Below are 14,969 nucleotides of genomic sequence, written 5' to 3'. Positions count from 1 at the left end.
ACGCCGCGGGCGGGGGCCGTCGGTTGGGGCAGGATGTTGCGGAATAGTTGCGGATTATCGCGTAAGTACCTGCGGGGCTGGCGGAAGTGTGAGGTGGCTAGCCGTTTCTTAAAGAAGAGAGGCTCGTGCCGGGGGGAACCACAACCACCGACACGAGCCCGTCTCAACGAATCGTGAGCTTGGCTCAGCGATTCAGTCTCGCACACACCCAAAGGGTGTAATAGTTGACAACGAAATCACTATATCGCTAAATCGGTTTCGCGGGCAAGTAATTTTAGAAATGTTTCCAAAAGTTTACTGAACGGTAGCTGTTAATCGGGTTTATTATCTACCCCTGTCGTCTGAGGTGCATAAAATACCTAGTCAGAACGATGTTTTCACCGATAACTGGGTGTCTTATATAAAACAATTAGTCAGGTTGAGAGCCCTTACCTAATCAAATGACCTAACCAAATGACCCACAAAACCGCAAGCAGTTTTAAATCCTCCTTCAAAAATGAAGGTTTCCTTGCTACCTCTCTCACCCACCGCCACGCGGTAGGCTGGAACCTGCTCCCGGCGTCCTGACTAGTCAGCCCCACAAAACGCGCGAAAGGTAACCCGTGCCCTCGACCACCACCCATTCCGAGCCGCTCATTTACGCGCCCGCCGGCACGATTCAACCGACACTCCGCCAGACCCGCGGCGGCACTGTGTGCGAGGCCCTCGGCATCCCCTACGCCCGCGCCGTCCGATTCGGCTACCCGGCCCCGGTCAACCTCCCCGACTTCGGTGACCCCTTCATCGCCGACACCCCCGCACCCGCCGCGCCCCAACACCTGCGGGGTGCCTCCGACGACATTCGCCAGTCCGTGCTCATGAGTGAAGAGTGCCAAAACCTCTCCGTCATCGCCCCGGCAGACGCACCCGCCTCCGCCCGCGAACGAGCAACCGGTGGAACAACCGCGGCACCCACCCTGCCCGTCATGGTCTACTTCCACGGCGGCTCCTACGTGGTTGGCAGCGGCGACGGTGCCCGTTACAACCCCGAACGGCTCGTGCTCGACGAACGCGTAATCGTCGTGCGCGTGACCTTCCGTCTCGGCCTGCTGGGATTCCTCGGCGGCAGCGAAGAACGGCCGGCGAACCTCGGCCTGCTCGACGCCCGCGAAGCCCTCCGCTGGGTCAAGGCCAACATCGCCGCATTCGGCGGCGACCCCGACAACATCACCATCTTCGGGCAGTCCGCCGGCGGCGACCTCGTCACCCAGCTGCTACTCACCGAGGGCGTGCTGGACGAAGGCCTCGTGCACCGTGCGATCTGCCAGTCCGCGCCGATCGAGTTCGTCAACCGCAAACAAAAACTCAACGCGGCCATGCTCAAAGCCACCGCGAAAATCCCCGCCGACGCCCCCGCCGAAGTCTTCGGCACCCGCGCCTGGAAGATGGTCGTGCAGAGCCCGCTCCACGACGGCCTCTATTCGGCGATGATGCCCTTCGGCACCCAATACGGTCACTACCCGCTACCCGACCTCGCCGACGTACCCGCCGCCTGGGAGGCCATCGCACCCCGCGTGCAGGTGCTCATCGGGGCGAACCTGCGCGAATCCGCCTACTTCGTGCCCGACCCCGCCCGCAAGCTCGGCCGACTCGGACGCGCCGCGCACCGCGTTGCCGAATACTTGGTGCACAAGGGCTCCACCGAGATGTACATCGAACCGGCCCGCCGATTCATGCAGCGCCACCGCGCTGCCGGGGGAGAGGGAGCCAGTTACACGCTGGCCGTGGGCCACCCGCTCAACCACCTCTACTCGGCGCACTGCACCGAGCTCGCGCTACTCTTCGATAACCCGGCCTGGGCAGGTTCAAAATTGCGTGCCGGGGCGTTGCCGGGCGAATTCCAACCCCAAGGGGTTGCCTTCCGGGGAATCTGGGCTGGCTTCGCGCGCACGGGTGAGATCCGCGAAGACCTCGCGGCGGTTGCGCGCATCTCTTTCGAATAGAGTGGCGTGAGCCCGGGGGGGTCTAGTCCTCCAGCAGCGCCGCGGCGGTTTCGCGGTCCGTGACCAAAGCCGAAATGTAGCGTCCTTTCAGGGCGCCGCGGATCGCCGCCAGCTTCTGCTCACCCCACGAAACACCCACCACCAGCGGCAGCGAACGCAACTGCTGCAGGGTGATGCCGATGGTGCGGCCACTCAGCGGGGTGAGCACGTGCTCGCCCTCCGCGTTGTAATGATGACCGCAGATGTGGCCCACCGCGCCCGCCTCATCCAACACACGGCTGGTCTCGGGATCGGTCAGGCCGTTGAAGATGTGCGCCGAATCGTCGCGGTCGATGGCCCCGATGCCCACCAGGCCCATGTCGGCGCGGGCGCCCACGTTCAAAATAGATGCCACCTGCGGCGACTGCCCCAACGCGGTCGCAACCTCGGGGGAGGAGACCACGAGCGGGGCCGGCAACGCCACGTGTTTGCCGCCGAGCTGACTGGCCAGGCGTCGGCAGGTCTCGGAGGCGTCCACCGATTCATCAGGCGCCTGCACCGAACCCAGCGCCTGCACCACGCGCGACTGCGTCCAGTTCAACTTCGGCATCGCTTCGATCGTCGCGTTGACCGCGTAACCGTTCGAGATCGTGATGATCGCGTCTTCATAGGAGGTCTCGACCACGTAATCCGCCGCGCACCGGGCCACCTTCTGCGTGAGCGAGGCACCCTCGGTCGGCTCGGCGATGCGGGCATCTTGCAGGCCGAACTTCTCGACCAGCGCGCGCTCCATGCTCATCGCGCGCTCGAGCGGGTGGTGGATGCGGATGTGAACCACGCCCTCCTCGCGGGCCTGGGTGAGCAAGCGCGAAACCGTAGGACGCGAGTACCCGACCTTCTTCGCGATCTGCGCCTGGGTCGCGCCCTCCTCGTAGTACATGCGCGCCACCTGTAGCAAGAGGCGAACATGCTCGCGCTCGTCTGAGGTAGACGAGCGGTGCAGTCGGGGAGGGGTTTCCATGAGACTCCTGTGCTGAGGCGGTGCGTGAATGCTGACATTCATTGTAGGCGAGTTCCGGGTTCGCCGCGTCGGCCGCTCGGTGTACCGTAAAAACGTGAAATTACAAGAAATTCCGGCCGGTGTATTGGTCGCCGTGGGTGGCGGCCTGGGTGCCGCACTGCGTTACGGTCTCGGGTTGGCGGTGCCCGCCTCGGGCGCTGACTCGACGGGCGGCCCGTGGGGTGCCGTGGGTGCGCTCGCGGTGGCCCCGCCGATGGTGCTAACCCTTCTTATTAACGTGTGCGGTGCATTGATACTCGGGTTCGTGCTGACCCTGTTGCCGATGCTGGGCGACGAAGACGAGTCCTTCGGCGGCGGGGTGCGGCGCGCCGTGCGCCTCGGCGTGGGCACCGGCGTGATGGGTGGATTTACCACCTACTCGACGTTCTCGATGCAGTCGGTGCAGTTGTTCCACCAGGACGCCTGGGGTGGCTTTTTCGTCTATGCGTTGGGCACGCTGTTGCTCGGGTTCTTGGCCTGCTGGGTGGGTGTCGTGGCTGCCGAAAAAATGGGGTTTCACGTGAAACGTCAACCGCAGCGGGGTGATTTCTCGTGAGTTTGCTGTTGTTTCTCGGGGTTTTCGTGTTCGGCGGACTGGGGGCTCTGTGCCGGTTTGCGCTGGATTCCGCGGTCAAGCGGCACTGGCGTGGGTCGGTTCCGGTGGGAACCTTTCTGATTAACGTGCTGGGGTCTTTCGCGCTGGGTCTGCTGACGGCTGTGGTGGCCGGTTTTGCTGCCGGGGCCGGGGTCGCTGGCGCGGGGGCCGCCGGGGGTGGAGGCGCCGGGGGTGACGCTGTATGGTTGCATGCGGCGTCCACGGTGTTGGGCGCCGGGTTCTTGGGTGGCTTCACCACCTTCTCGACGGCCACGGTAGAGCTCGTCACACAGGCCCGCAAGGGTCGCCCCGGCGGCACGCTGGTGCTCGGCCTGCTGCAACCGGCGGTTGCGATCGTGGCGGCCCTGCTCGGGTTCGTTCTGGGTGGGTAGGGTTTCGCCACCGACTCGGTTTTCCGCCGAAAGGCCGTGTGGAGGGCGGCCTTTCGGCGAGGGGCCGTCTCCCTGTCGAGAGGCCGCATGTAGGACGGCCTTTCGACGATAAGCCGGCCTTTCGACGGGGAACCCCCTGGGGAATGCGACCTTTCGGCGAGCGTCCGGCCAGGGGCCACCACCCAGTACCCTTAAGTCCATGAAGAACACCCAAATCAAAGAGACCGCCTACGCGCTGGCCCGCAAACACGGGTGGGAGCTTGAATACGCCGGCGGGATCGAGCTCGACGGCGAATTCCTCGACGACGCCGATCTTTCCTGGCCCGCACCGGCCTCCGGCGGGCGTCCGGAACAATACGTGCTCAACATCAGCTGGGCCGAAACCACCGCATACGGTTTTACCCTCACTCGCGAAACCGCCGCGTCGGCCGGCGCGCCATCGGGGAATTCCTTCGGTGCGGCGGGCGGATTCTCGGGCAGTTCCTTCGGCTCGATCGTGACCGACCCGGACGCCGGTGCCTCCTTCGTTGACCTCGGCGCCTTCGCGTCGCAGGGCCCCACTCTGGCGGAAAAGTATTACATCACGACCGTCGCCGAGCTGGTCGAAGTGGTAGAGGCGGCGGTGACCGGTTTGCCGTCCGGTCAATAAAAGAGGTTGAGGGCTACGGTTCTTTGGGGGTTTTTCATCGAGGGGCCGCATGTAGGGCGGCCTTTCGGCGATGAACCGGCCTTTCCGCCGGAGGGAGGGCGGGGCAGGCCTCAGAAACCCGGCCTTTCGACGGGAACGTGCGGGAACGATCGGGAGTGGACGCGGGTCCACGGGGTACCCTGGAAAAGCAAACGATGAGCGAGCCATCCTTAAGGAGATCATGAGAACGCTCCTCCGATGGGGTGGACCCATCCTAGAACAGGCCCTCGTCCTGGGCCTCTTAACCTGCCTCGTGGTGCTCCCCATCGTGGCCTATCTTCACCGCCGCCGCCACGGGACCTTCGCCGGTTCGTGGAGGTGGCGCGCGCCGGTAGTGATCCTCTACCTCGTGGGCATTGTCTCTTTCACGTTCCTGCCCCTGCCCGATCCTCACAGCCTCGTCTGCAACGGCACCGTCAATTATCCGCGCTTCTTCGCCGGGTGGAGCGTGCGGCATGCCCTCCGAGAAACCGCAGGGTCGGGGCCTCTCGGGCTGTTCACCTGGTATTTCGTGCAGATCTACCTCAATATTCTGCTGTTCGTACCCTGGGGTGTGGCGGCCCGCTGGTTCTTCCGTAGCTCACTGCGCACCGCATTCCTGAGCGCCTTCGCCGCCTCGTTACTCATCGAACTCACGCAGCTCACCGGCGTCTGGGGTTACTTCGACTGCCGCTATCGCACCTTCGACGTCGACGACATGATCACCAATACCCTCGGTGCGATCATCGGTTGGTTCCTCGTGTGGGCGGTGACCACATATCGGCGGGCACGTGTGGGCGCTCGAGCCCCGCGTCGTGCGCTAAAGAGAGAGGAACCACATGCCGGCACCGGGTGCTGATCCCCGGCATAATGGAAATCTCCCCGCATTCCCCGTAATTACTCAGAACTGTCCTGGTGGAACTTCCCCCAACCACTGCACTTTTAGATGAATAAAGGGAACTCCATGTCATTACTCGCGGACCACAATGCCCAGAGCATCGCCGCTTCGGTGACCGCTTGGCGGGGCGAAAGCACCTCTATCGACGTTCTCGAGCTACTCAACATCTCCGATGAGGGCGCCACCGTGCACCTGGTCAATTTCAACGGCACCGCCCTGAACTGGTTGGGCACTCCGCACGGAGCTGCTTACGTTGTGCGCGACCGGGTGATCTTCGATGGGGATTCCACGGGGGAGACCGTTCTCGAGGTATGCGCTTGCTTCCCCGACGGGTCAGAGCGCAACGCTAGCATCCACCTTCGCGTGCAGTAGACGCACGATAGGCCGGCAGGACGCCGCACGCGGCAGGTGCCGCTCGACCGTCCCACCGTGCCTAGCCTCGCCGCCGCGTGCATGAAACGGGCAGGACGCCCGTGGCTGCTTCTCGGGCGCATCCACCAGACGGGTTTCGCGCCGGCGCCGTGCCCGGATGTGAATTTTAAACTAATATTTTTGTCCCACTTCACACCGGTGTATGGCTAAGCGGTCAAATCCCTCAATATCCTGCTGACCTGCGGCGATGCCCCGTGACGACAAAATGGCCGCGGAGAGGTGTACTTTCTTTTTAGCCCAGCGAGAGGCCCCTTTTTTGTAAGGGAGGGGGCTGAAATCCCCATTTGTGTTGGTATAGACTCGTGAGCAACGAGAAGGGGACAGTCGGAATTTCCCCCAAGTAGCCGACAATAACCTCTCGTGGGGACTGACTCTCTGATTGAAGAGAGCGACAGCCCGTAAAGGTTTACTACCCCATGGTGAACCACATAATTACAGATGATCTGAAGCCGGTGGCCAGGCGTGCAAGGTGTGGTCACCGGCTCTTCTGTATCCCGGGGTTGTGGGTCGTTTTGAATTAATACCGTGTCTGAGTTTCTCTCACGTACCACTACATTCATCCCCGTTGCCCCCTAAAAAGCGACAGTGACACGCCGCTGTGTGGCTCAATATTTAATATTTGTACTAGTCAAAGACTGAGTTTTGGGTGGAGCGAGGAAAATAATCCTCTATCCCCCTTACAATGAACATGTCCACCAAAAAGCGTCTATATACTGTGTTCTGCGGTCCTCACGAGGTTCCCCCCAAGTGTCACCCCCCATGTGGCGCACCCCAGCCCCATCGTGAACGGTTCACTCTTTTCCGCGACTCACGCCGACTCTGGCGCCCGGCGCGATGCAAAGCAGTAGTCGAGAACCGTCAACAACACTCCCTCAACACACAAGAGACGCCTGAGTTCCCCCATGAAGAATAAATTCCTCAGCCTCGCCAGCGCCGTAGCGATCACCGCATGTGGCTTCGGTTTTGGCCTCCCCGCCGCACACGCCACAGAGCATGACCCGTCTGTAGAGAGTGTGACTTATTACCTCATCTTCCACCCCGCAGACTCTTCACCGGTGGAGCGTAGTATCGACGATAGGTTCAAGAATCCGGAATCGGTGCCCTTGCCGAATGAGACAGAATCGCCCGAACCCTACCAGACGTTGGAACCGAACCCCACCCCGGAACCCACTCAGGCGCCGACGCCGCCCCAAAGCTCCGAGTCTCTTCAAGCTCAGGAAACTTCGCCGTCCGTACAACCGAGCGATACGCCCACTGAGGAGTCCGCTCAGTCTCCCACGTCGACCCAGGCGCCTGACTCTCTCAAGTCAACGGAACCGGCCCAGGCTCCCGCCCCTGTCGATACTCCTGCCTCGAAGCCTTCTCACGAGCACGCCCCCACCCAGGACGCACTTGGTGACGAGGACACCCAGGGTGACGAGGACGAGCTGGGTGATAAGGACGCGCAGTCCCACAAGGCGGTCGAGCCGGCACCCGTTCAGACCCCCGAGCACCGTGAGTCTTCGGTGCCCGACGAGGCCGCCCAGCCCGCAGAGTCGCAGAATCCGCATCCCGGCGAGGGCGTTCAGCGTAGCGAGACGGCACAACCCGCCCAGCCCAGCGAGGCTGTGCAGCGCACCCACTCTGCTCAGCCCAGTGCGCAGCCTGGTAAAGCAGTTCAACTCGGTGAAGCAACTCAGCCCACCCAGGATTCTCCTGCCCCGGTGACCGGCCATCCTGAACCCTCTCAGCCCGCCGCGCCGTCTGTACCGCAGACCTCGGCCACAACGGTTGCCGGCTCGGCCCCCTGGGCGCACACGGTGACCGCGGCGGCTCAGGTCTTCACTGGCGTCCCGCAGACGTCAGCACCGCTGGCCGCGATGCCCGCGGTGGCACCGGCTCCGCTGGCGCAGACCGTTCATCAGGCGGCTGCCACTCTCGCCCCGGCCCAGCCGAAGTCTGATTTTGCGGTGTCACAGGGCAAGAGCGCCGCTCAGCCGCCCGCGCCGAACTCCACCCAGGCCGCGGCCCAGCCCCAGGCTTTGCCCGCCATTGATCCGGGTAACCCCGCCACGAAGCTGATCGTCGGCGGCGCGGTGGTCACCGCGTTACTCTCCGCGGGAGCCTCGATTTTCTCCCCGCGCAACTACATCGTCGACTAAGCCTGAACCCACTCCAGCACGCGCTCCATGAAGCGCTCGCACTCGCGCACCTGCTCCAGCTCGATCCACTCGTTGGCGGTGTGCGCCTGGGCGATGTCGCCGGGGCCGCACACGATCGCGCCCATGCCCGCCTGCTGATACTGGCCGGCCTCGGTGCCGTAGGTGACCTTGACCGGGTCCGCCTCTAGCACCTCGGGCTTGCCCACCAGGCGGGCACCCAGCGCCACGATCTCGTCGTCGGGTCGATCCTGCAGGGCCGGCACCTCCGCCAGAAGCTCGTGCTCGATCGCCACCTGCTCGCGCAGGGAACCCGCTTCGGCCCCCGAAAGACGCTCGGCCCGTTCGGCCTTGGCCTGCAACTCGGGGAGCAGATCGTCGAAAAGCTTGCGCTCTAACCGGGCCACGACGTCCTGCGTGGTCATTGCCGGGATGGTGCGGAAGTCGTATTCCACCGTGGCCTCCTCGCCCACGATGTTGTACTGCAGGCCGCCGCGCATGAAGTTCGCGCCCGCCGTAGAAGTCGGCGTCACGAAGCCGTCGTCGAAGGGGCCGTTCTCGAGCCAGTCGTCGGCCATGTCTTCGATAAACGCCACGAACTTCGCCGCGGCCGCCACCGCGTTCACCCCGTAGGGGGCCAGCGAACCGTGCTTGGCGACTCCGCGGAACGTCGCCCGCCCGCGATGGGCGCCCTTGTGCGCCACGATCGGATGCATCGACGACGGCTCGCCCACGATCGCGAACTCCGGCAACACGTCGCGCTTCTTCAGCTCCGCGATCATCGATGGAGCGCCCACACAGCCGATCTCTTCGTCGTAGGTGAAGGCAAAATGCAGAGGACGCTTGCGGTCGGCCTCGGCGAACCGCGGCAACATCCACAGGGCGGCCGCCAGATAAGACTTCATGTCGGCCACGCCGCGCCCGTAGAGCTTATCTCCCTTGACGGTGGCGGAAAACGGGTCGGTATCCCAGGCCTGACCCTCCACCGGAACCACGTCGGTGTGCCCGGAGAGCACCAGGCCGCCGGAGGTTGTGCCGTCGTGGGCGGGAAGAGTGACGAAGAGGTTCTTCCGCTGGCCGTCCTCCGAAGAGGTGTACCACGGGGTGAAGCCGTGCTTTTCGAACTCCGCCGCGACCGCCTCGATTAACTCGATGTTGGGGGTCTGTGCAATCGTGGGGTACGAGACGAGCTTCTCGATCCAGGGGAGGGAAGCAGGCAGGCTACTCATGGAATCACCTTCGGTCGCTAGAGAAATAAATCTTTACTCCACCATATCGAGCGGCCCCTGGGGTCGGGGCAAAACTAGATCTCGTAGAACTCCCCGAGCTGGTGGAACTTGCGCGCGTGATAGACCACCGGGGTCGCCTCGAGGTCGTGTCGCACGAAATCGGTGACCTTGGCGAGGAACACCACCGCCGGATTCGCCTCGACCACCGAGACCGGCTCCACGCGGAACACCCGGCCGACGCCCGCCAACAGAGGCTCACCGGTGGGTAGTAGCTCCCAGGTGGAGGTATCGGCAAACTTGGGGAACTTGCTCGTGGCAAAGTTCTGGGCCAACTGTACGTTTTCACCGCCGACCAGGTGAATCAAGAACGACGAGGCGTCCACGATCTTCGCCGCCGAACCGGTGCGGCCCTGAAAAGAAAAAGCCACCATCGGTGGCTCCGCAGAAACCGAGGATAGCGACGAAATGGTGAGCCCGGCGGGCTGACCGTCGGAACCCTGGGCGGTAATGATCGCCACGCCGGCAGCCTGTGCACCGAAACTTTCGATGAAAAGTTCTTTATCGGTCTTATCCATCGTTACCTTCTTGCTGGATTACTCGTGGAGACAGTGACGGCAAGCCCTGCGTGCGCCACGCGTTTACAGGGTAAAACTCCTCTCCACCCTAACGCCACGTTGTGTCGCTATGTGTAAGAGAAGAAGTTTTGTTACGCCCACTACCGCGGTGGAACAATACAGAATATGGATCACCACCGGCTCACCCACTATGTGGTCATGGGCGTCTCGGGAACCGGCAAAACCAGCCTCGCCCGCGCGCTCGCCCGCACCCTGGGGTACACCTTCATCGAGGGGGATGACCTCCACCCCGGCACCAACATCGCCCTCATGCGATCCGGCACGCCGCTCACCGACGCCGACCGCGCCCCCTGGCTTCAACTCATCGCAGACGCTGTGAGTGAGCAGCACGCCCTCGGGCAGGGCACCGTGGTCACCTGCTCCGCGCTCAAGCGGAAATACCGGGACGTGCTGCGCACCGCGTCCGGAAAAATAGTGTTTGTGCACCTCACCGCCCCACGCGAGGTGATCCTGCAACGCGTCACCGACCGCCGCGGCCACTTCATGCCCCCGGCGCTGCTGGACTCGCAACTGGCCACCCTTGAGGTCCCCGGCGACGACGAACCCCACCTGAGCGTGGACGCTACCGGCTCCTGTGAAGAGGTACTCAACGCGGTGATGAGCCGGCTCCCAGCTACGCCTCCCTATAATTGAACGGATGAGGGGAGCTCACCCCCGAACCACAGTGTAGAAGCGAACGGAGAACCCTCTCGTGTCATGGTCAGCGATGTTCCTGCCGGCAGTCTTGTGCGCGGTCGTGATCTTCCTTCCCGGCATCTTGGTTGCCCTGGCCTCGCGCCTGCGTGGATTCGACGCGTTCGCTGCCGCCCCGGCGCTGTCGGTGGCCATGATCTCTATCAGCGCGATCCTCGCCCCCATGCTCGGGGTGGGCTGGTCGCTGTGGATTCCCCTGGTCTTCGCTCTGCTGGTGGCCGCCCTCGGATTCGTTTTAACCTGGGCCGCCGGACGCCTGGGGTCACGCCGTAACCGCACCGCAACTGCCAACGGGGCAGCTGACGAGGTGGCGGATGTCCGCGTCGGCGAGGGCGCCACCCTCCTGCCGCAGCGCTGGTTCTCGCGCGATCAGGGCCTATACTGGATCAGCTTCGCCATCGGCGCGATCCTGCTGGCCCGTAACACCACCAACTCGCTGGGAAATCCCGAGTGGATCTCGCAGACCTGGGATAACAACTTTCACCTTAACGTCATCCGCTTCATCGAAGACACCGGCAACGCCTCATCATTGCACGTGGCTGCGCTGACCTCCGGAGACAATCCCGTCTTTTTCTACCCGGCCGCCTGGCACGACATCGTCTCCCTCGTATTCCTCAACGCGGATATATCGATTCCCGCGGCGACCAACGTGGTGGCGCTTCTGACCGCCGCCGTCATCTGGCCCCTGAGCGTACTGTTCATGGTGCGCCAGATCGTCACGCTGAACGCCCCGGCCGTCCTGAGCCTCGGCGCGCTGTGCGCCGCCTTCACCGGCTTCCCGATTCTCCTGCTCTTCTTCGGCGTGCTGTACCCGAACCTTCTGGGCATCTCCGTGCTCCCGGTCGGCATCGGCCTCGTCGCGCAGCTCTTCCGCGTGGGATGGGTGCGCCGACTCGGTCTGACCCAAACGCTGTTCCTCGGATTCTTCGTCGGCATCGGCGTGGCGATCTCCCACCCCAACGCCGTGATGTCTCTGCTGGTGATCGTCGTCCCGATCTTCATCACCCGCGCGATCCTGCAGATCGTGGCCGCGGTGCGCTCGCGCACCCCCTGGTGGGTGGCCGCGTTGCAGGTAGCCGGCATCGGCGTACTGCTCTGGGTCGTGAACTACCTCTGGGGTGTGGTGCGACCCGAGAAAGAGGCCGGCATCATTTGGAACCCGATGATCTCCCAGGCTCAGGCCTACGGTGAGGCGGTGCTCAACGCACCCATCGGGGGTATCCCGCAGTGGTTCGTCACGATCCTCTTGTTGCTGGGCATTTTCGCCCTCTTTAAGGACGGCGGCCGCCACCTCTGGCTCGTGGCCAGCTGGTGCGTTGTGGCGTTCTTCTACGGCGCCGCCCGTTCCCTGCCGTGGGAGGAAGACCGTTACTGGGTGGTAGGCGTCTGGTACCACGACTCTTACCGCTTGGCAGCGTTGTTACCCCTCGTATGTATTCCAGTTGCGGCATATGGCATATCTTGGCTGACCCGGAAGATCGCGGATTCCGCCGCATTCGGTGCCGCCACGCGCGCACTCGCCGATCGTAAAGCGGCCGGATTCGGTTCGCGCGCGGAAAGTGGCGAAGCGCTCGGCGCCGACCGCGCCCGCCAGCTGGTTACCGGCGTGCTGGCCGTGATCGCCGTTCTGCTCGTGAGCTACTTCGGGCAAACCGCCAAGGCCATCACCGACCAGGTCGCCTCCACCTACTTCTCTTACGTGCCCGGCCCTGACTCCCGTCTGCTCTCCACGGACGAGAAGAAGTTGCTCGACGAGCTCGACAGCTACGTGCCGGCCGACGAGCAGATTCTGGTGCAACCCTTCACCGGCGGCTCCCTGGCCTACGCCTACGCCGATCGCAAGGTCAGTGCCGCGCACGCTATCTACGAAGCCACGGACAACGTCTACTACCTCGAACAGAACCTCAACAAGGCCAAGACCGACCCCAAGGTGTGTGAGATCGTCAACAAGGACAACCTCAACTACTACCTCGATTTCGGCAAGAAAGAGGTCAACGGAGACGATCACACCCACCGCTTCCCCGGGTACGAGAACCTCAAGGGCAACGGCATTCTCAAGGAAGTCAAGCGTGAGGGTGACGCGGCTCTCTACGAAGTCGCCGCCTGCGACTGATCGTCTCAGCCTGCGTGGAGGTTCAACTGTTAGACTGAAGCGCAGGCTGACACCGCCTGCAACCACCCTCAACGACCCTTGGAGCAACGGAGATGATGAGCGACAACCCAGCGCCTGCCAAGCGCCCGCGCGTGCTTGTCATCATGCCTGCCTGGAACGAGGAAGAAGCCATCACTGCTAGCATCCGCGAGTTGCGACGCGTGGCGCCGTGGGCTGACCTCGTGGTGATCAACGACGGCTCCACCGACCGCACCTCCGCGGTGGCCAAGAGCGCCGGAGCGTTCGTGATCGACCTGCCTTACAACATGGGTGTGGGCGCGGCCATGCGAACCGGGTACAAGTACGCCCGCCGCATGGATTACGACATCGCCTTGCAGATGGACTCCGACGGTCAGCACCCACCCGAATACATTGAGACCCTCATTGCCGGTCTCGAGCGCGCCGACATCGTGATCGGCTCTCGCTTCGCCGAGGCAAAGAACTACAAGGTCACCGGCCCCCGCAAGTGGGCGATGGGACTGTTGTCGGTCATGTTCTCGGCGATCTCGGGAGAGAAATTCACCGACGTCACCTCCGGATTCCGCGCCGCCAACCGCAAGGGCATCAACCAGTACTGCGAGTTCTTCCCCGCAGAGTACTTAGGCGATACCATCGACTCCACCGTGATGGCGATCCGCGCCGGCTGCAAGGTCATCCAGGTGCCCGTGCAGATGCGCGAGCGGCAGGGCGGCACGCCGTCCTCTGGCCCGATCAAGTCCGCGATCTACCTGGTGCGCTCGTTCTTCGCCTTCGGCATCTCCATGACCCGCAAAAAGACTTCGGTGCAGGAGCCCTAAATGCCCTCCAATATCTTTTTCTTGATCCTCGCCATTCTCATCTTCATCATGGTCTTCGCGCAGGTGCGCAACCAGAAGATGAAAGAGAAGTACGCCGCCCTCTGGCTGATCGTCTCGGCGGTGATCATCGTCTTGGCGATATTCCCCGGGTTACTGTATTGGTTTGCAGAAGTAACGGGCGTGGTGATGCCCGTGAATCTGCTGTTCCTCTTGGCGATCATCATGCTCATCGGCGTGAGCCTGCACTTGACCCTCGAAGCCTCCCGTAACGCCGACGAGACCCGCGCCCTGGCCGAAGAGGTGGCGATTCTGCGCGCCGCCCTCGAACAGGGCAACCCCGGCGACCACCGCGGTAGCCCGGATCGAGTCGAAGAAGACCCCTCCGCCGCGATCTCCCCCGATCCTCGATAAAACGACTAAACCCCCTGACCACAGGAGTTAAAAATGACCGTTGATGTGCTGTTCCCGTACTACGGCGACGTTGATTTCATGAAGCAGGCCGTGCATTCCGTGCTGGGGCAGACCAACCCCGATTGGCGCCTGATCGTGGTGGACGACGGCTATCCCGACGACTCGATTCCCGGCTGGTTCGCCTCGCTGAACGACGACCGCATCACCTACATGCGCAACGAAAAGAACCTGGGTGCCAACGGCAACTACACCAAGGCCCTGACCTTCGTCGAGAACGAGCTGGTCACCGTGATGGGTGCCGACGACGTCATGCTCCCCAACTACATCGACTGGTTCATTTCCGCCGCTGAGCGCAACCCCAACGCGAAGATCTTCCAGCCCGGTTGCGTGGTGATCGACGAAAACAACGCGCTCTCGAACACCCTGGTCGAAAAGACCAAGGCCTACTACCGCCCCAAGACCACCACCGAGCTCTCCGGTGAGGATCTCGCGGTTTCCATCTTGCGCGGTGACTGGCTGTACTTCCCCTCGCTGGGTTGGCGCGCCGAGACCATCGTGGGTCTGGGCTTCCGCGAAGGCCTGAACGTGGTGCAGGACATGGCGCTGGTGCTGGACGTCGCGATGTCCGGTGGATCGCTCTACTACGACGAGGCAGTCGCCTTTATGTACCGCCGCCACAAGGCCTCCGATTCTTCATGGCGTGCCCTCGAGGGTACTCGCTTCGACGAGGAGCGCACCTACTTCCAGACCATCGCCGGCGAGATGCAGGCACGGGGCTGGAACAAGGCCGCCAAGGTCGCCCGCCTGCACTTCTCCTCGCGTATGCACGCCGCCACCCTGCTGCCCAAGGCCGCTATGGCGAAGAAGTGGAACGGCGTAAAGAACCTGGCTACCCACCTGGTCAAGTAG

The 14,969-nt window shown here is 63.1% G+C and carries 15 protein-coding genes; 12 read left to right on the top strand and 3 right to left on the bottom strand.

What is annotated here, in order from left to right:
• Positions 1-602 precede the first annotated feature (602 nt).
• On the top strand, positions 603-1,982 hold the full coding sequence (locus tag VVR12_RS06965) for a carboxylesterase family protein (protein WP_368550446.1): 1,380 nt from the start codon (positions 603-605) through the stop codon (positions 1,980-1,982).
• A 22-nt stretch (positions 1,983-2,004) separates the two neighbouring features.
• On the opposite strand, the gene VVR12_RS06960 is transcribed toward VVR12_RS06965, so the two are convergent.
• Positions 2,005-2,982, bottom strand: coding sequence for a sugar-binding transcriptional regulator (locus VVR12_RS06960; RefSeq protein ID WP_368550445.1), 978 nt, complete (start codon positions 2,980-2,982; stop codon positions 2,005-2,007).
• 28 nt (positions 2,983-3,010) lie between these two features.
• Here VVR12_RS06960 and VVR12_RS06955 point away from each other — a divergent pair, with 28 nt between their 5' ends.
• The 6 genes from VVR12_RS06955 (at position 3,011) to VVR12_RS06930 (ending at position 8,146) form a co-directional block, all read left to right on the top strand.
• Positions 3,011-3,577 (top strand): CrcB family protein, encoded by a 567-nt coding sequence (locus tag VVR12_RS06955; RefSeq protein ID WP_368550444.1) that lies wholly within the window; start codon positions 3,011-3,013, stop codon positions 3,575-3,577.
• The gene (locus VVR12_RS06950; RefSeq protein ID WP_368550443.1) at positions 3,574-4,008 is read left to right on the top strand and encodes a CrcB family protein; all 435 of its coding nucleotides are present in this window, start codon (positions 3,574-3,576) and stop codon (positions 4,006-4,008) included. The genes VVR12_RS06955 and VVR12_RS06950 overlap by 4 nt, the downstream gene beginning before the upstream one ends.
• A gap of 199 nt (positions 4,009-4,207) precedes the next feature.
• Positions 4,208-4,657, top strand: a complete 450-nt coding sequence (locus VVR12_RS06945; protein ID WP_368550442.1) for a hypothetical protein — start codon at positions 4,208-4,210, stop codon at positions 4,655-4,657.
• A gap of 220 nt (positions 4,658-4,877) precedes the next feature.
• On the top strand, positions 4,878-5,534 hold the full coding sequence (locus VVR12_RS06940) for a VanZ family protein (protein ID WP_368550441.1): 657 nt from the start codon (positions 4,878-4,880) through the stop codon (positions 5,532-5,534).
• 105 nt (positions 5,535-5,639) lie between these two features.
• Positions 5,640-5,945: a hypothetical protein gene (locus VVR12_RS06935; protein ID WP_368550440.1), complete on the top strand. Its 306-nt coding sequence runs from the start codon at positions 5,640-5,642 to the stop codon at positions 5,943-5,945.
• A 962-nt stretch (positions 5,946-6,907) separates the two neighbouring features.
• Complete coding sequence (locus VVR12_RS06930; RefSeq protein WP_368550439.1) at positions 6,908-8,146, top strand: hypothetical protein; 1,239 nt, start codon at positions 6,908-6,910, stop codon at positions 8,144-8,146.
• Here VVR12_RS06930 and argE read toward each other — a convergent pair.
• Both argE and VVR12_RS06920 read right to left on the bottom strand, forming a co-directional pair.
• Entirely contained in the window at positions 8,143-9,372 is a 1,230-nt protein-coding gene (argE, locus tag VVR12_RS06925) for an acetylornithine deacetylase (RefSeq protein ID WP_368550438.1), read from the bottom strand. The genes VVR12_RS06930 and argE overlap by 4 nt on opposite strands.
• A gap of 74 nt (positions 9,373-9,446) precedes the next feature.
• Entirely contained in the window at positions 9,447-9,947 is a 501-nt protein-coding gene (locus tag VVR12_RS06920) for a flavin reductase family protein (RefSeq protein WP_368550437.1), read from the bottom strand.
• A 165-nt stretch (positions 9,948-10,112) separates the two neighbouring features.
• On the opposite strand from VVR12_RS06920, the gene VVR12_RS06915 reads away from it, so the two are divergent.
• The 5 genes from VVR12_RS06915 (at position 10,113) to VVR12_RS06895 (ending at position 14,969) form a co-directional block, all read left to right on the top strand.
• The gene (locus tag VVR12_RS06915) at positions 10,113-10,640 is read left to right on the top strand and encodes a gluconokinase (protein WP_368550436.1); all 528 of its coding nucleotides are present in this window, start codon (positions 10,113-10,115) and stop codon (positions 10,638-10,640) included.
• A gap of 58 nt (positions 10,641-10,698) precedes the next feature.
• Entirely contained in the window at positions 10,699-12,813 is a 2,115-nt protein-coding gene (locus VVR12_RS06910; protein WP_368550435.1) for a DUF6541 family protein, read from the top strand.
• A 92-nt stretch (positions 12,814-12,905) separates the two neighbouring features.
• Complete coding sequence (locus VVR12_RS06905) at positions 12,906-13,649, top strand: glycosyltransferase family 2 protein (RefSeq protein ID WP_368550434.1); 744 nt, start codon at positions 12,906-12,908, stop codon at positions 13,647-13,649.
• Positions 13,650-14,060, top strand: coding sequence for a DUF2304 domain-containing protein (locus tag VVR12_RS06900; protein WP_368550433.1), 411 nt, complete (start codon positions 13,650-13,652; stop codon positions 14,058-14,060).
• A 33-nt stretch (positions 14,061-14,093) separates the two neighbouring features.
• Entirely contained in the window at positions 14,094-14,969 is an 876-nt protein-coding gene (locus VVR12_RS06895) for a glycosyltransferase family 2 protein (RefSeq protein ID WP_368550432.1), read from the top strand.

It is taken from the genome of Rothia sp. LK2588 (assembly GCF_040946465.1).
In the GTDB taxonomy this organism is placed as follows: domain Bacteria; phylum Actinomycetota; class Actinomycetes; order Actinomycetales; family Micrococcaceae; genus Rothia.
Note: the sequence above shows the minus strand (reverse complement) of the source record. Positions and strands in the feature narration are given on the sequence as shown.